Source organism: Catenulispora pinisilvae (genome assembly GCF_015356865.1).
GTDB lineage: Bacteria > Actinomycetota > Actinomycetes > Streptomycetales > Catenulisporaceae > Catenulispora > Catenulispora pinisilvae.
The window spans coordinates 1-18,707 of sequence record NZ_JAAFZA010000081.1; the positions used below are offsets into that span (position 1 = coordinate 1).

Annotated in this window: 14 protein-coding genes; 8 read left to right on the plus strand and 6 right to left on the minus strand. The window is 70.4% G+C overall.

Going from position 1 to position 18,707, the window contains the following annotated elements:
- Together IZR01_RS22215 and rpsT are read right to left on the minus strand one after the other, a co-directional pair.
- The coding region (locus tag IZR01_RS22215; protein WP_194924970.1) for a serine/threonine-protein kinase at positions 1–1,348 on the minus strand (1,348 nt) is incomplete at its 3' end.
- 229 nt (positions 1,349–1,577) lie between these two features.
- On the minus strand, positions 1,578–1,844 hold the full coding sequence (gene rpsT / locus IZR01_RS22220) for a 30S ribosomal protein S20 (RefSeq protein ID WP_194895409.1): 267 nt from the start codon (positions 1,842–1,844) through the stop codon (positions 1,578–1,580).
- A gap of 276 nt (positions 1,845–2,120) precedes the next feature.
- Between rpsT and lepA the strand changes: the two genes are divergently transcribed.
- Both lepA and IZR01_RS22230 read left to right on the plus strand, forming a co-directional pair.
- Entirely contained in the window at positions 2,121–3,974 is a 1,854-nt protein-coding gene (lepA, locus tag IZR01_RS22225) for a translation elongation factor 4 (RefSeq protein ID WP_194895410.1), read from the plus strand.
- A gap of 154 nt (positions 3,975–4,128) precedes the next feature.
- Positions 4,129–4,836, plus strand: coding sequence for a PhzF family phenazine biosynthesis protein (locus IZR01_RS22230; protein ID WP_194895411.1), 708 nt, complete (start codon positions 4,129–4,131; stop codon positions 4,834–4,836).
- Positions 4,837–4,904: 68 nt separating this feature from the next.
- On the opposite strand, the gene IZR01_RS22235 is transcribed toward IZR01_RS22230, so the two are convergent.
- Both IZR01_RS22235 and IZR01_RS22240 read right to left on the minus strand, forming a co-directional pair.
- Positions 4,905–7,919: an RNA repair domain-containing protein gene (locus IZR01_RS22235; RefSeq protein ID WP_194924971.1), complete on the minus strand. Its 3,015-nt coding sequence runs from the start codon at positions 7,917–7,919 to the stop codon at positions 4,905–4,907.
- A gap of 6 nt (positions 7,920–7,925) precedes the next feature.
- Positions 7,926–9,698 (minus strand): RNA ligase family protein, encoded by a 1,773-nt coding sequence (locus IZR01_RS22240; protein ID WP_194924972.1) that lies wholly within the window; start codon positions 9,696–9,698, stop codon positions 7,926–7,928.
- A 167-nt stretch (positions 9,699–9,865) separates the two neighbouring features.
- On the opposite strand from IZR01_RS22240, the gene IZR01_RS22245 reads away from it, so the two are divergent.
- The 4 genes from IZR01_RS22245 (at position 9,866) to IZR01_RS22260 (ending at position 14,085) form a co-directional block, all read left to right on the plus strand.
- On the plus strand, positions 9,866–11,098 hold the full coding sequence (locus IZR01_RS22245; protein WP_228554866.1) for an MFS transporter: 1,233 nt from the start codon (positions 9,866–9,868) through the stop codon (positions 11,096–11,098).
- A 178-nt stretch (positions 11,099–11,276) separates the two neighbouring features.
- Complete coding sequence (locus tag IZR01_RS22250; RefSeq protein WP_194895414.1) at positions 11,277–12,137, plus strand: SDR family NAD(P)-dependent oxidoreductase; 861 nt, start codon at positions 11,277–11,279, stop codon at positions 12,135–12,137.
- Positions 12,138–12,158: 21 nt separating this feature from the next.
- Positions 12,159–13,385, plus strand: a complete 1,227-nt coding sequence (gene hemW, locus IZR01_RS22255) for a radical SAM family heme chaperone HemW (protein WP_194895415.1) — start codon at positions 12,159–12,161, stop codon at positions 13,383–13,385.
- A gap of 13 nt (positions 13,386–13,398) precedes the next feature.
- Positions 13,399–14,085, plus strand: coding sequence for an MOSC domain-containing protein (locus IZR01_RS22260; RefSeq protein ID WP_194924973.1), 687 nt, complete (start codon positions 13,399–13,401; stop codon positions 14,083–14,085).
- Positions 14,086–14,484: 399 nt separating this feature from the next.
- Here IZR01_RS22260 and IZR01_RS22265 read toward each other — a convergent pair whose 3' ends face one another.
- Together IZR01_RS22265 and IZR01_RS22270 are read right to left on the minus strand one after the other, a co-directional pair.
- The gene (locus IZR01_RS22265) at positions 14,485–15,321 is read right to left on the minus strand and encodes a DUF3097 domain-containing protein (RefSeq protein WP_194924987.1); all 837 of its coding nucleotides are present in this window, start codon (positions 15,319–15,321) and stop codon (positions 14,485–14,487) included.
- Between the two features lie 20 nt (positions 15,322–15,341).
- Positions 15,342–16,196, minus strand: coding sequence for an MBL fold metallo-hydrolase (locus tag IZR01_RS22270; RefSeq protein WP_194924974.1), 855 nt, complete (start codon positions 16,194–16,196; stop codon positions 15,342–15,344).
- A gap of 243 nt (positions 16,197–16,439) precedes the next feature.
- On the opposite strand from IZR01_RS22270, the gene hrcA reads away from it, so the two are divergent.
- Together hrcA and dnaJ are read left to right on the plus strand one after the other, a co-directional pair.
- Positions 16,440–17,471: a heat-inducible transcriptional repressor HrcA gene (gene hrcA / locus IZR01_RS22275; protein WP_194895418.1), complete on the plus strand. Its 1,032-nt coding sequence runs from the start codon at positions 16,440–16,442 to the stop codon at positions 17,469–17,471.
- 68 nt (positions 17,472–17,539) lie between these two features.
- Positions 17,540–18,667: a molecular chaperone DnaJ gene (dnaJ, locus tag IZR01_RS22280; RefSeq protein WP_194895426.1), complete on the plus strand. Its 1,128-nt coding sequence runs from the start codon at positions 17,540–17,542 to the stop codon at positions 18,665–18,667.
- Positions 18,668–18,707: the final 40 nt, after the last annotated feature.

Genomic DNA, 18,707 nt, shown 5'->3' on the forward strand with positions numbered 1-18,707 from the left:
GCGCGGGGGCCGGGCCGGAATTCCACGCCGGTGCCGAAGGGTTCGAAGGCTGCGCTGGCGGGGTCGTGGGTGCCGGTCCAGAAGCCCATGGCGACGGTGTCGGACTCGGATTCGGGTTCTGGCTCGGCGCTTGGCCGGTCGAAGCGGCCGAATTCCAGGCCGGAGCCGAGGGCTGCGATGGAGCGGCAGGGTTCGAGTCCGAAGCCGGGCTGCTTGAACCCCAGGCCGGAGTCGAGGGCTGCGACGGAGCGGCAGGGTTCGAGTCCGAAGCCGGGCTGCTTGAACCCCAGGCCGGAGTCGAGGGCTGCGATGGAGCGGCAGGGTTCGAGTCCGAAGCCGGGCTGCTCGAACCCCAAGCCGGAGCCGAGGGCTGCGATGCCGGACCAGCACCCTGCGCCGCCCGAGCCGCCCCCTCAGCCGTAGGCCAACTCGGCTGAGCCCGCGGGCCGGAGCCGGAATCGCTCCCAGCACCCGCGCCACCAGCACCCGCGCCATCAGTACCCGGAGGCTGCACCTCCATAGCCATCGTCGGCTGCACCCCGGCACCCTCCGACAGCACCTGCAGGATCCGGGCCGGCGTGGGCCGCGCGTTCGGGTCCTTCATCATGCACGCGCTGACCAGCTGCGCCAGCGTGCCGGTGAGCGTGGACAGGTCCGGCTCGCCGTTCATCACGCGCAGCATCGTCTCCATGGTGCCGCCGTCGCCGAACGGGGAGGCGCCGGTGGCCGCGTAGGCCAGGACCGCTCCGAGAGACCACACGTCGGAGGCCGGGCCCACCTGCTGGCCGGAGACCTGCTCCGGGGACATGAAGGCCGGGGTGCCGACCACGGTGCCGGCCTGGGTGAGGTGCGCGCCGGCCGATTCGGCGGTGACCGCCAGGCCGAAGTCGATGACCCGCGGGCCGTCGTCGGCCATCAGGACGTTGCCCGGCTTCAGGTCGCGGTGGGTCAGGCCCTCGCGGTGGATGGCGTTCAGCGCCTCAGCCAGGCCCGCGGCCAGCAGCAGCACGTCCTGGTCCGGCATCCCGCCGCCGTCGGTGACCGCGCTCTCCAGCGACGGCCCCGGGACGAAGGCCGTGGCCAGCCAGGCCGGGTCGCCGTCGGGGTCGGCGTCGACCACCGGGGCGGTGAAGAAGCCGGAGACCTGGCGCATCGCCGTGACCTCGCGGCGGAAGCGCTGGCGGAACGTGGCGTCGTTGGTGAGCTCGGGGCGGATGACCTTCACCGCGACCCGGCGTCCGGACGGCGAGCGTCCCAGGTACACCTGGCCCATCCCGCCGGCGCCGAGCCGGTTCAGGATCTCGTAGCTGCTGATCCTTCGCGGATCTCCCGATCGCAGCGGCTCCATGAAGTCGTCCCCACCCCCTGTGATACCCGTGTGCTTGCGACAGCGCGCTCAGCGTAGCGCGCCGGTCCCACTCCTCACGTCGGGGTATGGCGGCCGCGTCGTGCCGGACTGGGACAAAAGCGCGTACAAAAACGCGTACAAAAGCGCTCGGCGCGATCCCTTGGGGAAGGGATCGCGCCGAGGAGGAAGTTCTCTACCGCGGCGAGAGGGACCGCATGGCAGGGAAGGGTCAGCCCTGCAGGGCGTTCACGCTCTTGGCCAGCGCGGACTTCTTGTTCGCGGCCTGGTTCGCGTGGATGACGCCCTTCGAGGCGGCCTTGTCCAGCTGGCGGGAGGCGACCTGGGCCAGCTCCTGCGCCTTCGCGGTGTCGCCGGACTCGACGGCCTCGCGGGTCTTGCGGATCGCGGTCTTCAGCGAAGACTTGACGGCCTTGTTGCGCAGGCGCGCCTTCTCGTTGGTCTTGATCCGCTTGATCTGGGACTTGATGTTCGCCACTGAAAGATGCCTCTACTTTGGTGAGATAGTTGGTGGTGGGCGCGAGGCAACGCACGCGCCACGCAAGGGACCAGACTAACAGGCGTCCGTGCGCGGACCCAAACCGGGCACGTGGCCGGTGACGTCCTCATATACCGGTCCCGCTATCCCCGTAGGTCATGGGACGATAGATGGCAGTGTAATAAGCCCTGTAGCCGATCCCCAGACTCCTAGATCCCCGAATAGCCAGATCCCCAGATCCTCAGCACGCCGTACCCGGACAGACTGGACCCCGAGTTGCCCGCCCTGCCGCCGAACATCCCGCAGCCGTCGAACACCGACCAGGCGCTGATCCGCAACTTCTGCATCATCGCCCACATCGACCACGGTAAATCGACTCTGGCCGACCGGATGCTCCAGCTCACCGGTGTGGTCGACGAGCGCGCCATGCGCGCGCAGTACCTGGACCGGATGGACATCGAGCGCGAGCGCGGGATCACCATCAAGTCGCAGGCGGTGCGGCTGCCCTGGCTGGCCGACGACGGCAAGACCTACATCCTGAACATGATCGACACCCCCGGGCACGTGGACTTCACCTACGAGGTCTCGCGCTCGCTGGCGGCCTGCGAGGGCACGATCCTGTTGGTCGACGCGGCCCAGGGCATCGAGGCGCAGACCCTGGCCAACCTGTACCTGGCCATGGAGAACGACCTGCAGATCATCCCGATCCTGAACAAGATCGACCTGCCGGCCGCGCAGCCGGAGAAGTACGCCGAGGAGCTGGCCCGGCTGATCGGCTGCGAGCCCGACGAGGTGCTGCGGGTCTCGGCCAAGACCGGCGTGGGCGTCCCGGACGTGCTCAACGAGGTGGTCCGCCGGGTCCCGGCCCCGGCCGGCGACCCGAACGGCCCGGCCCGGGCGGTGATCTTCGACTCGGTCTACGACTCCTACCGCGGCGTGGTCACCTACGTCCGGGTCGTCGACGGTCACCTGACCAAGCGCGAGCGCATCCAGATGATGTCCACCGGCGCGACCCACGAGCTGCTGGAGATCGGCGTCATCTCCCCGGAGCCGACCTCCTCGAAGGGGCTGGCGGCCGGCGAGGTGGGCTACCTGATCACCGGTGTGAAGGACGTCCGCCAGTCCAAGGTCGGCGACACCGTCACCACCCTGAACAAGGGTGCCCTGGAACCCCTCGGTGGTTATAAAGAGCCCAAGCCGATGGTGTTCTCCGGCATCTACCCGATCGACGGCTCGGACTACCCGGAGCTGCGCGAGGCCCTGGACAAGCTCCAGCTCAACGACGCGGCGCTGGTCTACGAGCCGGAGACGTCGGCGGCGCTGGGCTTCGGCTTCCGCGTCGGCTTCCTGGGCCTGCTGCACCTGGAGATCATCCGCGAGCGCCTGGACCGTGAGTTCAACCTGGACCTGATCGCCACCGCGCCGTCGGTGGTCTACCGGGTGGGCATGGAGGACGGTACCGAGCACATCGTCACCAACCCCTCGGAGATGCCCGGCGGCAAGGTGATGTCGATCCACGAGCCGGTGGTGCGCGCGACCATCCTGACCCCGAACGACTTCGTCGGGGCGGTGATGGAGCTGTGCCAGAGCCGGCGCGGGGCGCTGCTGGGCATGGACTACCTGTCCGAGGACCGCGTCGAGATCCGCTACACGCTGCCGCTGGCCGAGATCGTCTTCGACTTCTTCGACTCGCTGAAGTCCAAGACCCGCGGCTACGCCTCGCTGGACTACGAGCCCACCAGCGAGCAGCAGGCCGACCTGGTGAAGGTGGACATCCTGCTGCACGGCGAGACCGTCGACGCGTTCTCGGCGATCGTGCACAAGGACAAGGCCTACGCCTACGGCGTGCGGATGACCGAGCGGCTGCGCGAGCTGATCCCGCGCCAGCAGTTCGAGGTGCCGATCCAGGCCGCGATCGGCTCCCGGGTGATCGCCCGCGAGTCGGTGCGGGCGATGCGCAAGGACGTGCTCGCCAAGTGCTACGGCGGCGACATCTCGCGTAAGCGCAAGCTGCTGGAGAAGCAGAAGGAAGGCAAGAAGCGGATGAAGATGGTCGGCCGGGTCGAGGTGCCGCAGGACGCCTTCATCGCCGCGCTGACCAACGAGACCGGTGACAAGGCCAAGAAGTAGCGCCGAGAAGCAGCGGCAAGAAGCAGGGCCAAGAAGTAGCGCCGAGAAGCAGCACCAAGATCCAGTAGCGAGAACCAGCCCCAAGAAGTAACGCCGAGAAGTAAAGCCGGGAAGTAACACGCTTACGGCCGGGCGCGGGCAGTAACCTGGCCGTATGAGCGTGATGGCCGACGTCCACATAGTCCGGGTGTTCACCGATGCGCACGGGTTGTTCGGCAACAACCTGGGCGTGGTGCTCGACGCCGGCAAGCTCGACGCCGACGCCGGCCGCAAGCTGGCCTCGGACCTGCGGTTCAGCGAGGTGGTCTTCGTCGACGACGTCGAGCAGGCCCGGCTGCGCATCTTCACCCCGGCCGCCGAGCTGCCGCTGGCCGGGCACCCCCTGGTCGGCACGGCCTGGCTGCTGTCCCGGCTCACCGGCCGCGAGGTGCCCACCCTGCGCCCGCAGCAGGCCGCCGAGGTCCAGACCTGGTCCGAGGACGGCCGTACCTGGATCCGCGGCCGGATCGACGACGCCCCGAACTGGGGCCTGGTCGAGGTCGCCGACGAGGCCACGGTCGAGACGCTGTCGGTGCCGCCCGGGCCGGAGTACCGCCGGCACCAGTTCTGGGCCTGGCTCGACGAGCCGCGCGGGGTCATGCGGGCCCGGGTGTTCGCGGCCGACAGCGGGGTCGACGAGGACGAGGCCACCGGGTCGGCGGCGATGCGGCAGGTCGGCGCGTTGCGGCGGCCGCTGGTGATTCGGCAGGGCTGGGGGTCGGAGATCTTGGCTCGGCCGGCGCAGGTGACCGGGTGGGCTGAGATCGGAGGGCGGGTCGCCGGAGACGGGATGCGGACTGTGACGGTCGGGGGAACGGCCTAAGCGGCCGGGGCTTGCGGCTCGCACCACCACCATCAGCAACAACTTACGTAGTTCTACGCATGTCGCGGTCAGGTGAGGGCAGGAACGCTGCCATTGTCAGCGAGCTCGACCGTGACGCCGGTGAGGCCGCGGAGCCAGGGTTTGGTGATCTCGGCGAGTTCGTCGCGGGTCGGTGGGGTGCGGCCCAGGCCGATCGCGAAGCGGAGTTCGGTGGTTGTGGCCGCGGCTGTGTCGGCGTCGGTGCTCGTGCTCGTGCCAGTGCTGGTCGCTGTGGCGTGGAAGGCGCGGGGCCAAGCGTGGACGTCGGTGACCCCGGCTTCGTCGAGGGCTGACAAAAGGCTGCGGGTGCGGCCCCGGACGCGTCCCTCGAGCACGTCGCGCTGCTCGATGCCGTCCGCGCTGAGGGCGATCACGGCCCAGCGCCGGTGCCGTCGGTGCATCGGCGGCGGCGCGAGGAGGAGCGGGAGCGGATCGGGCGCGGAGGCGACGATCTCCCACGCGCTGTAGAGCTCTTCGCTGACCAGGTCACGCATCGCCGGGGTGAGGTGCAGCGTCAGGTCGCGGATCGGCGCGGTGGGGGTGGGGATCGGCTCGCGCCAGTGGTGGGCGGCCCAGGTCTCGAAGAAGTCGGTGAGGTCGCGGCAGCGCGCGGCCATCAGCGCCCACGCGAGTCCCGGCAGCCCGCCGAGCGGGGCGGCGTCCAGGCCCCGGGCGCGGGCCCAGGCCTTGGCCACCCGGACATGCGGGCCCGGCCGGAGGGCGAGGATCGCCTCGGCGTCGGAGACCGCGGACAGCGAGCTGGCGATGGTCTCGCCGAGCTCGGCGCGGCGCGCGACGGCCTCGGCGGGCGCGATGTCGCCGGTCGGGGCCAGCACGAGATCGGCGTTGAGCCCCGGCGCCACGATGCGCAGCCCCGGCACCCGCGCCGCGACCAGCTGCCGCACGCGGTGCCCGGGGCCGAGCGCGGCGATGACTCGGCGCTGGAGCGCATCGATGTCCGGGGCGCCGGGGACGGCCGCTACGAGGTCGAGGTCGGCGCCGGGGAGGTGGGTGACGGTGCGGCGGGAGCCGACGGTGTGGATGACGGCTTCGGGGAGCGCATGGGTGATGCGGACGGTGAGGGCGGCGGCGGCATCGTTGCCCGAGACAGCGGCTGCGGCATCGTGGCGCGAGGCGGCAGCGGCGTGGTCGTGCGAGGCAGCGGCTGCGGCATCGTTGCCCAAGGCAGTGGCAGTGGCAGTGGCAGTGGCAGAGGCAGCGAGCCCGGTCCCCGTGCCTGGCAAGGCTTCGGTGGTGCGCGCGACAGCTGAGTGATCGGGAGCCGCACCGGCGGCCGGGATGTCGTGCTGCTGAGCAACGGCATCCGTCCAGCGAATCGCGCCGCTGCCCAGCTCGACGATCGCGCGCACCTCCATCGGGCCGTCGCCGCGTCGGGAGAGCAGCGCCAGCTCAGTGACTTCGGCCGTGATGGGCGTGAGCTTGACTGGTGTGCGGCTGGGGTCCGCGACCTTGCCGATCGTGAGGTGCGGGGTGAAGGTGTCGCGGTTGCGGCAGGTGGGGAACATTTCGAGCAGCGCCGCGTGCAGCGTCTGCCAACCGCCGCCGGTGGGGTGGAGCCACAGGGTGCTGTCGTGGCGATGGGTGAAGTGGCGTACCTCCGCCAGCTCTGTTGCGAAGTCGCCGACTGTGGCCGCGGCCTTGCCGAGTCGGGGGAGCGCGGCCTCGAATTCGGACTCGGGGATGAAGCCGAACAGCAGGTTGATGTGTGGTGGCCAGCGCAGCACTTGGGGATCGAGTCGGTGCCGGACCTCTTGGATCGGGTCCCAAGCCGAGGTCGGCGGAAGCCAGGCGACAGCGGTGCGGGCAGTCGGTGTCGTGTTTATCGCGGCGGCGGGGACGGTCGCGGCGGCGTCAGGGCTCGGCATCGAGACAGAAGGCGTCACCACTGCGCGGATTCCGTAGTGGTCGGAGACGTAGAGCCCGTCCGCGTCCGGCGCGTCACCGACCAGTCGGGCCTGCGAGGCTTCGGCGCCGAGGAGCAGCACCCGGTCCAGGCGCTTGGCCTGGCCGGTCAGCGAGGAGATCGCGGCCAGCGGGTTCACCGACGGGTCGAACGTCGCGGTGTCGTCGGCCGCGCCGTGAACCTGCGTCCAAGCATCCGTCATGCCCAGACGCGTGGCCGGTGTCTCGGTGTCGTCGTTGAAGTCGCCGACCAGCACCACGGGTACCGAGGTCGGGGACGGGAGCCGGAGCCCGTCCGCGAGCTGCGCCAGCTGTTCCGCGCGCAGCCGCGCGCCGTTCGTGGAGTGATCGCTGCTCAGGTGCGTGTCGGCGACGACAACCGGCCCCGCCGCCGTCTCGACGACCAGCGCCGTGACGGCCTTGTGGCGACCCAGCTCATGCCATCCCGCCTCGATCACCGGCAGCCGGCTGAGCACGAACACACCGCTGTCCGCGACGTCTGACGAACGTGGATCACCGCCGAGCGTCCACTCGGCGCGCACCCATTCCTCGGCCAGCAGCATCTTCACCAGCGCCGGCTCGGCCTCCTGCAACGCGATGACGTCGACATCCGCGGCCCGCAACGCCGCCAGCAACATCGGACGGCGCTCGGCGGTGCGGATCAGCTCCTTGTCATAGCGGTCCCACAGCGTGTTCCACGTCAGAACCCGCAGCTCCGAATCAGTCCCCGAGCCGGACCCGGATCCGGCCGAAGCCGAAGCCGAAGCCAAAGTCGGAGCCGAAGTCAAAGTCGGAGCCGAAGCCGGCTGCCACCGCCCCTCCGCGAAAGCATGCGGCGTCCGCGGCTCGAAGAACGGCGCCGCCAACAGTCGTTCCCGCCGCGCCAGCCCCGCGCCGGAGGCGTCCAGCGCGTCCAGGCCCGAGGCTCGGTCCCAGACCAGCCGGCCGTCGGCCTCGAAGAACATGATGCGGTGCCACGGGATGTCGCCGTGCGGATCGAACGAAGGCAGCGGCACCCGCTTCGGCCCGCGCCCGCGCTGCTCCAGGCCGAGCACGAACCGCGACGCGTCGAAGCGCGCGTCCCACCGCACCCGGTGGTAGATCTCCTGGCTGGTACGCATCGCCGCTCAGCCCTCCCAGATCGAGTACGCCAGGCCGTCGAACGAGGCGTCGCCGCCGACGGTGTCGACGTAGGTCGCGCGGTGCGCCTCGCCGGGGTAGGGCGGATCGAAGCGGCGCACTTGGGCGGCCAGTACCTTCGCGGGGACGGGATTCGCACGCTGCGCGTTCCGCTCCTCCAGCACAGCGGCAGGCGCCAGGTGCACCCGATGCTCGATCAGAGCGTTGCGACGCCGAGCCGCCCCGTCCACGAGCCCTCGTTGCTGGCGGGTCAGGGAAGTCGCGTCCCAGACCACATCAGCCCCGCGCGCCAAAGCCTCGTCAAGCAGCCGCAGCCCGGCAGAGAGCACTTCCTGGTTCGCTGACTGATCGGCCCGCGACCCACGCGCGGTGCGGAGGTCGTCGAGACTGACGAGCACGGTGTTGTCGCGGCCTGCGAGCGCGGAGGCCGTCGAGCTCTTGCCGCTGCCGGACGCGCCCACCAAGTGGAGCAACCGCGGGAACTCGGCGTCACGCCATCTCCACGTGGCCGCAACAGCTTCCTCCACGGACGCGATGCGACCTTCAGCGAACAGTTGGCGAGCTTCGCCCCAGCAACGGTCGGCGGCCAGCGGCGGCAGCTCGGCGAAGGCATCACGACAAGCCGAGCGAAGCGTTTGTATAGGCGATCCGGGAAGCAGCCCACAGTCCTCAGCGAACAAGAGCGACCACGAGACGTTCTCTGTAGCAACGTCCGCTGTAGCAACGTTCTCTGTAGCGGCGCTGTCCGAAGCCGTTACGGCGGCGACAGAGTGAAGCATGGCCAAGTCTGTACCGAACGACATGCGCGCAAGCCCCGCACGCCGGAACTCGTCGTCAATGGACGTATGGAGACGAGGCGCGAGGCCTACAGCGTCCGCGATACGTCGCACGGTCGGCATCTCCAGAGACGCTGCGAGGTCCGCCATAAGCACGGCTCGCGGTCGGGGGTGCAGAAGCGAAGCTATAGCGCCGACCAAGCGTGTGTTGCCGTAGCAGTTCGCGGCATCGAGGCGGGAGTAAGCATCGAACCAGAGGTCGTCCCGTAAAAGGCCGTCCTGCTTCACCGGCTCTACAGAGAGCGCAGTGGTCAAGTCCTCAGCACTGACGTCGACCCCACTGCGCACAGCCCAGAACGGCGCCTTGGCTCCCAGCTGGTTGGGAACCACTTCGGCGTACATCCAGTGCGTATCAGTCTGCACATGCGACGGCCGAACCCATTTGGCGACCCGCTCCGCGAACTCGCTATAGGCGAATCCCTCCGCGGCCCGTACTACGTACCCCTCCTGGCGCGTCAGATCCAGCTTCAGCTGCTTCCGAATCAGCTTCTCGTCGAACGTGCCGGCCCAGAGCACCCGTGGCGTCGGGATCCCGAGGTCCTGGAAGAACGCCACAGTGGACGTCCAGTCGAGGCACTGATCGCCGTCCCATACAGAGAAGCCGTAGAAGTACCCGTCCAGATCCGCATAAGGGATCGAATGCCGCGCGAACAGGTTCTCCCCAGAGATCCGCCAGCCCTCAGGAATGCGCGTGGCGATGCGGCTGTGAAGCGCCTTCACCCAAGCGCGCGAAGGGTGGTGCGCGGAGTCTAGAGAGCGCGCATGGAGGCCATCCCTATAGAGAGTCGTGTTCTCGCCGTCCATCTTCTCGGTGACGACGACGTATCGGCCTTCGAGTCCCGACAAATCGCGGGCACGCACATCATCCGCCGTGGCGCCAGGCGACCAGGGCAGGTGAGCAGTGCGGGGATAGTGGACTCGCATGGCGCCACTGTAGGGATCGCTTCCGCGGCGTTCTACGGAATAACCACCCACGCGGGCCGCGCCGCGCACCGTCGGCGATGAGCAGTTGTAATACCCTTCCGGCCCGACTGGGCATGACGCTAAGCTCGGCACGTCAGGCGTTGGGGAGATCGCCACGGGAGGGTGTTTTGCGCGTACTGCCACAGGACCGGGCTCAGCGGACCATGGCCGTAGCCACGTTCGTCAACACGATCGGCAACGGCATGTACATGACTGTCATGGTCATGTACTTCACGCGGTCTGTGGGGCTGCCGGCCGGACAGGTGGGGCTCGGGCTGACCATCGCCGGGCTGTTCGGGCTGGTCGCGGGGGTGCCGGTCGGGCATCTGGCGGACCGGCGGGGGCCGCGCGAGGTGAGTGTGGTGCTCGGGGTGTCGTCCGGGCTGGTCATGGTGGCCTTCACCATGGTCCACACCTTCTGGCAGTTTCTCGGGGTGGCAGTCGTCGAGAACCTGGTCGCCTCCAGCAACCGGGCGGCGCGCGGGGCGATGATCGCGCGGTTCGGGGGCGCGGACAAGGCCGTGTTCCGCGCCTACCTGCGGTCGGTCACCAACGTCGGGATCGCGTTGGGCGGCGTGGCCGGTGGGCTCGGGCTGGTCTTCGACACCCGGGCCTGGTACGTCGGCCTGATCGGCTTCAACGCCGCCTCGTTCCTGGTCTCCTCGGTCATCGCGCTGCGGGTGCCGCGGATGGCTCCGCTGCCGGTACCGCCGGGGGCCAACCGGTGGCTGGCGTTGGCCGACCGGCGGTTCCTGGCCTGCGCGGCGCTGATCGGCGTGATGAGCATGCAGTTCGAGGTGCTGCTGTTCGCCGCGCCGTTGTGGATCGCCAAGCTGGGGCACGCGCCGCGCTGGACCGTCGGGGCGGTGCTGGTGATCAACACCGTGTTGGTGGCGGGGTTGCAGGTGCGGATGAGCCGGGGCGTGGACACGATCGCCAAGGCGGTGCGGGCGACGGTGCGCTCCGGGTGGGTCTTCGCCGGGGCCGCGGTCTTGTTCGGCTCGATCGGGTGGGTGCCGGCCTGGGCGGCGGTGGTGCTGCTGCTGGTCGCGGCCGCCGTGCACTCGATCGGGGAGATCGTGCAGCAGGCCGGGGTGTTCGAGCTCGGATACGAGTTGGCGGCCGACCACGCGCAGGGCCAGTACCAGGGGCTGCTGGGGATGATCACAGGGGCCGCGATGTCGCTGGCGCCGGGGATCTACTCACTCACCTGCGTGGACTGGGCGCCGGCCGGGTGGTTCGCGATCGGGGCGGTGTTCGCGGCCGCCGGGTGCGCGATGCCGTTGGCGGTGCGGATCCGGCCGCCGGCGCTGCTGGCTGTGGAGGAGGAGCAGGGCGCGGCGGTAGCCGTGACCGCGTAGGCCCGGGCGACCGCATAGGCCCACAGCCCGCGGTCAACCGCGTAGGCCCGGGCGACCGCATAGGTCCAGAGCAGAGCCTGCGGTCGGCCGCATAAGCCCGCGCGACCGCACAAGCCCACAGCCCGCGGTCGATCGCCCGGGCGCCGTCTGCTTGCGGATCCCGCCGCGCTCCGGTGCGATGATGCCCATGACCGCGTCGAAGACCGTCCTCATCACCGGCACCTCCTCCGGCATCGGCCTGGCCGCGGCGGTCGGCGCCGCCCGCGCCGGCTGGGACGTGGTGGCCACCATGCGCGACCCCGGCAAGGCCGGCCGGCTGCTCGCCGAGGCCGGTGCCGTGGGCGTCGGGGGCCGGGTGCACGTGGAGCGGCTGGACGTCACCGACGCGGACGGCATCCGGTCCTGCGTGGCCCGGGCGGCGGCCGCGCACGGCGGGTTGGACGCCGTGGTGAACAACGCCGGGGCCGGGCTGGTCGGGACGATCGAGGTCGGCGGCATGGACCCGGTCCGGGCCGCCATGGAGGTCAACTACTTCGGCGTGGTCGAGGTCACCAAGGCCGCGCTGCCGCACCTGCGCACGTCCCGGGGCCGGCTGGTCACCGTCACCAGCGTCGGCGGCGTGGTGGGCCAGCCGTTCAACGAGGCGTACTGTGCCGCGAAGTTCGCCGTCGAGGGCTTCATGGAGGCGCTGGCGTCGGTCGCGGCCACCGTCGGGGTCCGGGTCACGGTGGTCGAGCCCGGCGCGGTGGCCAGCGAGTTCATCGCCAGCCAGCGGCTGGACGTGCGGACCATGGTCGCCGATGCCGGCCCCTACGGCCCCGCGCTCCAGAGCTACATCGACCGGGCGCGGCAGTCCTTCGGCAACGCACAGAGCGCCGAGGAGGCCGCCGCGACGATTGTGGAGGTGCTGGACGCCGCAGACCCGCCGTTCCGGGTGCAGACCTCGGAATGGGCCCGCGGGTTCGTCGGGACCAAGCTGGCCGACATCGACGGCTCCGCGGTACAGGCCACGATGGCGCTGTGGGTCGGGGCGACCTGACCGGTAAGAGACAATAAAGGCATGCCAGGTGTTCTTCCCGACGGTGAACCCGTCCCCACCGACGGATCGCTGCCGCCACAGGCCCTCGCCGAGCCCGACCTGTCCCGCACGCCGCTCGCGTTCTACATCCACGTCCCGTACTGCGCGACCCGCTGCGGTTACTGCGACTTCAACACCTACACCGCCTCCGAGCTCGGCGGCGGCGCCTCCCAGGCCACCTACGCGGCCACCGCGATCGAGGAGATCCGGCTGGCCCGCAAGGTGCTCGGCGGCGCGGACCTGCCGGTGCAGACCGTGTTCTTCGGCGGCGGCACGCCGACCATGCTTCCGGCCCGCGATCTGGTCGCGCTGCTCGGCGCGGTCCGGGAGGAGTTCGGGCTGGCGCCGGACGCCGAGGTCACCACGGAGGCCAACCCCGAGTCGGTGGACCCGGCCTACCTGGCGGAGCTGCGGGCCGGCGGGTTCAACCGGATCTCGTTCGGGATGCAGAGCGCGCGTGAGCACGTGCTCCAGATCCTGGACCGCCGGCACACGCCCGGACGGCCCGAGGCCTGCGTCCGCGAAGCCCGTGCGGCCGGGTTCGAGCACGTCAATCTCGACCTGATCTACGGCACCCCCGGCGAGAGCGACGACGACTGGCGCGCCTCCCTGGACGCCGCGATCGGCGCGGCCCCGGACCACGTCTCGGCGTACTCGCTGATCGTCGAGGACGGCACCCGCCTGGCGGCCCGGGTGAAGCGCGGCGAGCTGCCGATGATCGACGACGACGTGCACGCCGACCGCTACCTGATCGCCGAGGAGCGCCTGGCCGCCGCCGGCTACTCCTGGTACGAGGTCTCGAACTGGGCCGCCTCGCCACAGGGCCGCTCGCGCCACAACCTGCTCTACTGGACCGGCGCGAACTGGTGGGGCGTCGGCCCCGGCGCGCACAGCCACGTCGGCGGCACGCGCTGGTGGAACGTGAAGCACCCGAGCGCTTACTCGCAACGCATCGCCGCCGGCCACTCCCCGGCGCACGCCCGCGAAGTGCTGGAGGCCGAGGACCGGCGGGTCGAGCGGATCCTGTTGGAACTGCGGCTGGACTCCGGCTGCGATATCAGCATCCTGCAACCGGCCGGACGCAAGGCCGCGATCGGTGCGGCCGGGGCGGGGCTGCTCGATCCGCGGTCACTGGCCGAGGGGTTTGCGGTCCTTACCCTGAAGGGAAGACTGCTGGCAGACGCGGTTGTCCGCGATCTCGTCGACTGAGAGGATGGGCGCCATGAGCACTGCGCGCCCGGACGCCGTCGGGGGTCTCCTGATCAGTGTCAACGTCGGAATGCCCCGCGATGTGGAGCTGAACGGGGTCCGCCAGCAGACCGCGATCTTCAAGGATCCGGTGCCCGGCCGGGTCAAGGTCGTCGACCACCACGTCGAGGGCGACCGGCAGGCCGACCAGGTGAACCACGCCGGAGTGGACAAGGCGGTCTACGCTTACTCCCGCGAAGACCTCGACTTCTGGGCCGCCGAACTCGGCCGCGAGATCGAGGACGGGTTCGTCGGCGAGAACCTGACCATCAGCGGCTACGACGTCAGCCACGCGGTGGTCGGCGAGCGCTGGCTGGTCGGCGGCGTGGAGTTCGAGGTGGCGCAGCCGCGGATCCCGTGCTGGAAGCTCGGGGTCCGGGCCGGCGACCAGCGCATGACCCGCCGGTTCGAGCAGGCCCTGCGGCCCGGCGCCTACCTGCGGGTGGTGACCGAGGGCGACATCGGGGCCGGCGACCCGGTCGAGGTGCTGTCGCGGCCGGAGCACGGGTTCACGGTCGCCGACGCCTCGCGGATCTTCCACCGCGACCGGGCCGAGGCCGAGCGGCTGCTGGCGGTCGCCGAACTCGCGCCGCCGCTGAAGCAGTGGGCGCGTAAGCGGCTCGGGATCCCTGAGGAAGAGGTCGAGGCCGGACAACCGTAGGGGGGGTCCCTGCCAGGAGGAACCATGCATCCGATCTCCCGCAGCGCCGGAGCGCTCACGGCGGTGGCCGCTGTCAGTGCCCTGACAACCACCGGCTCCGATCCCGACCCGACGGGATGACAGGCGTCGGGACCGAAATCGGGACCGGAATCGGGACTGCTGTGACCACGGAATCCTGTGCCGGGCTGGCCGCCGAGATCGTGCCGTTGCACGCAACCCGCCCTGCGACACGAAGATCGCCTACGTGCGCGTCACCCCGCCCGGCGTCGTTCTGCCCTTCAACGGCGCCACCCACTGCGCGAACGACGGCGCCTACGAAGAGAACTGGTCCGCCGGGTCCTACTCCGCGCCCCAGTGAGGCGCAGTGAGAAGCAGTGAGCCGCAGTGAGGCGTCGGGGCCTACGCTCCCGGCGACGTCACGAAATCGATCAGCTCCTCGACCCGGCCCAGCAACTCCGGCTCCAGATCCCGGAAATCGCGCACCGAACGCAGGATCCGCTTCCACGCCGCCGGAGTGTTCACCGGCCAGCCGAGGGCTTCGCAGACCCCTTCCTTCCACGGCCGGCCGCGCGGGACCCGCGGCCAGGCCTCGATGCCCACCGCGGCTGGTTTCACCGCTTCCCAGACATCGATGTAGGGGTGGCCGACCACCAGCAGGTGCTCGGCATACGCCGAGCGCATCGCCGCCTCCACGATGCGCGACTCCTTCGTGCCCGGCACCAGGTGGTCGACCAGCACGCCGAGCCGCGCGTCCGGGCCCGGGCGGAAGCCGTCGACGATCGCCGCCAGATCGTCCACGCCTTCCAGGTACTCGACCACGACGCCCTCGACCCGCAAGTCGTCGCCCCAGACCTTCTCGACGAGTTCGGCGTCGTGCCGGCCCTCGACATAGATCCGGCCGGCGCGCGCCACCCGAGCCCGGGCCTTCGGGACGGCGATCGAGCCCGAGGCGGTCCGCTGCGGGGTCGCAGGGCTCTGGGACGTCTTCGGGGCGATGAGGGTGACCGCGCGGCCGTCGATCCAGAAGCCCGGGCCGAGCGGGAAGACGCGGTGCTTGCCGAGCCGGTCCTCCAGGGTGACCGTGGGGCCGCCGGGCATCTTCTCGACCCGGATCACCGCGCCGCAGAAGCCGGTCTCGACGTCTTCGACCACGAGGTCGCGGACCGCTTCCACTTCGGTGGAGACCGGCCGGCGCCGGGTCACGGACAGGTCGGCGGTGTATTGCTTGCTGCGGATGTCGGGCTCTGGCACGCCCGCTAGATTACGCCGAGCTCGCCGGAGAGCTGGGCGTAGCCGCGCTTCACCGCGTTGGCGAACCAGGAGGCGTCCTCATACGGCCAGGTGCCGGCCGCCACCGCGCGCTCGACCGGGACGCCGTCCGCGTGCAGGGCCCTGATCTGGGTGGCGACAGAGGTGACGAATTCCTGTTGCCCCTGAAGGAATCCGCGATCCGCTGGGTCGCCGTGGCCGGGGACGTAGGTGGTCGTCTCGGCGGTGAACCCGGCGAGCGCGGCGAGCGTCCGCGGCCAGTCCAGCGGGAAGGAGTCGCTGCCGAACGCCACCGGGCCGGACTGCTCGACCAGGTCCCCGCTGATCGCGACCGCCGCGTCCGGCAGCCAGACCACCAGGTCGTTGTCGGTGTGGCCGCGCCCGGCGTGGCGCAGCTCGACCGACCGGCCGCCGAGGTCGAGGACGTGTCGGTCGGCGACCAGGTGATCGGGCTTGCGGACGACCAGCTCGTCCATCTTCGCCTTCCACTCCGGGCTCTCGTTCCGCACGCTCTGCCGGAACGCCACGAACTCCGGGTCGTCCGGGTCGAAGTCCGGCATGTTCTGGTGGCCCCAGAAGTCCGCGGGCGGTACCAGGTGCGGCACGTCGAAGGCCGCGTTGCCCCACATGTGGTCGAAATGCGTGTGGGTGTTGACGACCCAGCGCACCGGCAGCGGTGTGAGTTCGGCCAACTCCGCGCGCAGTTCCCGCCCCTCCCGCACGCTGCACCGGGTGTCGGCGACCAGGACGCCCTCCCCGCCGAGCACGGCGGTCACGGTGATGTTCACTGGCTCGAAGCGGCGGGTGAAGACGCCGTCGGCGATCTCGGTCCAGGCACTCATGCTTCGATCCTGCCAGCAGCGGGCAGATCGGGGACGGATACGGTGCGCGCGGGCGGTAATAGGGGGAGGGGCTCAGGCGGACACAGCGGTCACGCGATCGACGCGACCTGGGCCGCAGCCATTACGGCGCCGGGGGACGGACCAATCCCCGCTACTCGCCGTTACACTGAAAGGAATGCCCTGGCACTCCTCCGCGGTGAGTGCCAGGGAGGGCCAGCCGGGCCGAGGAGAGCGGAGGCGGGTGTGACGACCGAGAGCAGGCTCGACGAGCGCAAGCTCGACGTGCTCCGCGCCATCGTGCAGGACTACGTCGCCACCAGGGAGCCGGTCGGCTCCAAGGCCCTGGTCGAGCGGCACAACATCGGCGTGTCGCCGGCCACGATACGCAACGAGATGGCCGCCCTGGAGGACGAGGGCTACATCCACCAGCCGCACACCAGCGCCGGCCGGGTGCCCACCGACAAGGGCTACCGGCTCTTCGTCGACCGGCTCTCGCAGGTCAAGCCGTTGTCCGGGGCCGAGAAGCGGGCCATCCACTCCTTCCTGGACGGCGCGGTCGACCTCGACGACGTGGTGGCCCGCACCGTGCGGCTGCTGGCCCAGATAACGCAGCAGGTCGCGGTGGTCCAGTACCCGTCGCTGAGCCGGTCGGCGGTGCGGCACGTGGAACTGGTCCCGCTGACCCCCTCCCGGGTGATGCTGGTGCTGATCACCGACACCGGCCGGGTCGAGCAGCGGATCGTGGACTGCGGCACCACGGTGCCCGAGGGCACCCTGGCCGACGTGCGGGCCCGGCTGAACTCCGAGGTCGACGCGCGGCGCCTGGGCGACGTCCCGACGCTGCTGGCCGGCTTCGCCGAGCGGTTCGCCGCCGAGGACCGCACCTGGGTCGGGGTGCTGATCGCGACCCTGCTGGACGCGGTGGTCGAGCAGCGCGAGGAGCGGCTGGTGATGGCCGGCACAGCGAACCTGGCCCGGTTCCGGCACGACTTCCCGGACACCGTCTACCCGGTCCTGGAGGCGTTGGAGGAACAAGTAGTGCTGCTGCGCTTGTTCGGAGAGGCGCAGGGCGGACTCACGGTGCGGATCGGCCACGAGAACGCGCACGAGGGTCTGGTCGGCACTTCGGTGGTGAGCACCGGATACGGCCGGGGCGAGCGGGATGTGGTCGCTCACCTGGGCGTGCTCGGGCCCACCCGGATGGATTACCCCGGCATGATGGGCGCGGTCACCGCCGTAGCCGCCTATGTGGGGCGCATACTGGCTGAGACCTAAGCTCTTGGTTCCACGTAGCGTGTATTCGATGCAGTTTTTTCTGGGCGGAGTCTAGCGAGGGCATGTCGGTGTCGACGGATTACTACGCGGTCCTGGGTGTGCGGCGCGATGCCACGCAGGACGAGATCAAGAAGGCGTACCGGCGCCTGGCCCGTGAACTTCATCCGGATGTCAACCCGGATCCGGGGACCCAGGAGCGGTTCAAAGAGATAGGCATGGCCTACGAGGTCCTGTCGGACCCGCAGAAGCGCCAGATGTACGACCTCGGCGGGGATCCGCGCGGCTCCGGCGGTGCCGCGGGCGGCTTCGCCGGCTTCGGGTTCACCGACATCATGGACGCCTTCTTCGGCGGCCAGACCGCGCGCGGCCCGCGTTCCCGGGTACGCAAGGGCAACGACGCTCTGATCCGGATCGAGATCGAGCTGGCCGACGCGGCCTTCGGCTCGGCCCGGGAGATCAGCGTGGACACCGCGGTGATCTGCGTGGCCTGCTCCGGCGAGGGCTCGGCCCCGGGCACCCACCCGGTCACGTGTGACATGTGCAACGGCCGCGGTGAGGTCTCCCAGGTCACCCGCTCGTTCCTGGGCCAGGTCATGACCTCGCGGCCGTGCCCGCAGTGCCAGGGCTTCGGGACCGTGGTCCCCTCGCCCTGCCCGGAGTGCAGCGGCGAGGGCCGGGTGCGCACCCGGCGCAAGCTGACCGTGAAGATCCCGCCGGGCGTCGACAACGGCACCCGGATCCAGCTGGCCGGCGAGGGCGAGGTCGGCCCCGGCGGCGGGCCCGCGGGCGACCTGTTCATCGAGATCGTCGAGCTGCCGCACCCGATATTCCAGCGCCGCGGCGACGATCTGCACTGCACCGTGACGCTGCCGATGACGGCCGCCTCGCTGGGCACCAAGCTGCCGCTGGAGACCCTGGACGGCCCGGCCGAGATCGACGTCCGCCCCGGGACCCAGTCCGGGCACGCGATCACGCTGCGCGGCCGGGGCATCCAGCACCTGCGGGGCCGGGACGCCGGCCGCGGCGACCTGATCGTGCACGTCGAGGTGAAGACCCCGTCGAAGCTGGACGCCGAGCAGGAGGACTTGCTGCGCCGGCTGGCCAAGCTGCGCGGTGAGGAGCGTCCGTCCGGCGAGTTCGCGCCCGGGCAGCAGAAGCTGTTCTCGCGGCTGCGGGACGCCTTCAACGCTCGCTGATCGCCACGCGCGGTACAAGGACGCAGCGTACATAGAACAC

What these genes read in the sequence shown, in the direction of transcription:
- IZR01_RS22230 (WP_194895411.1), top strand. Translation starts at nt 4,129, where the DNA reads ATGAGCGTGATGGCCGACGTCCACATAGTCCGGGTGTTCACCGATGCG.
- IZR01_RS22235 (WP_194924971.1), bottom strand. Translation starts at nt 7,919, where the DNA reads ATGCGTACCAGCCAGGAGATCTACCACCGGGTGCGGTGGGACGCGCGC.
- IZR01_RS22240 (WP_194924972.1), bottom strand. Translation starts at nt 9,698, where the DNA reads ATGCGAGTCCACTATCCCCGCACTGCTCACCTGCCCTGGTCGCCTGGC.
- IZR01_RS22250 (WP_194895414.1), top strand. Translation starts at nt 11,277, where the DNA reads ATGATGCCCATGACCGCGTCGAAGACCGTCCTCATCACCGGCACCTCC.
- hemW (WP_194895415.1), top strand. Translation starts at nt 12,159, where the DNA reads ATGCCAGGTGTTCTTCCCGACGGTGAACCCGTCCCCACCGACGGATCG.
- IZR01_RS22260 (WP_194924973.1), top strand. Translation starts at nt 13,399, where the DNA reads ATGAGCACTGCGCGCCCGGACGCCGTCGGGGGTCTCCTGATCAGTGTC.
- IZR01_RS22270 (WP_194924974.1), bottom strand. Translation starts at nt 16,196, where the DNA reads ATGAGTGCCTGGACCGAGATCGCCGACGGCGTCTTCACCCGCCGCTTC.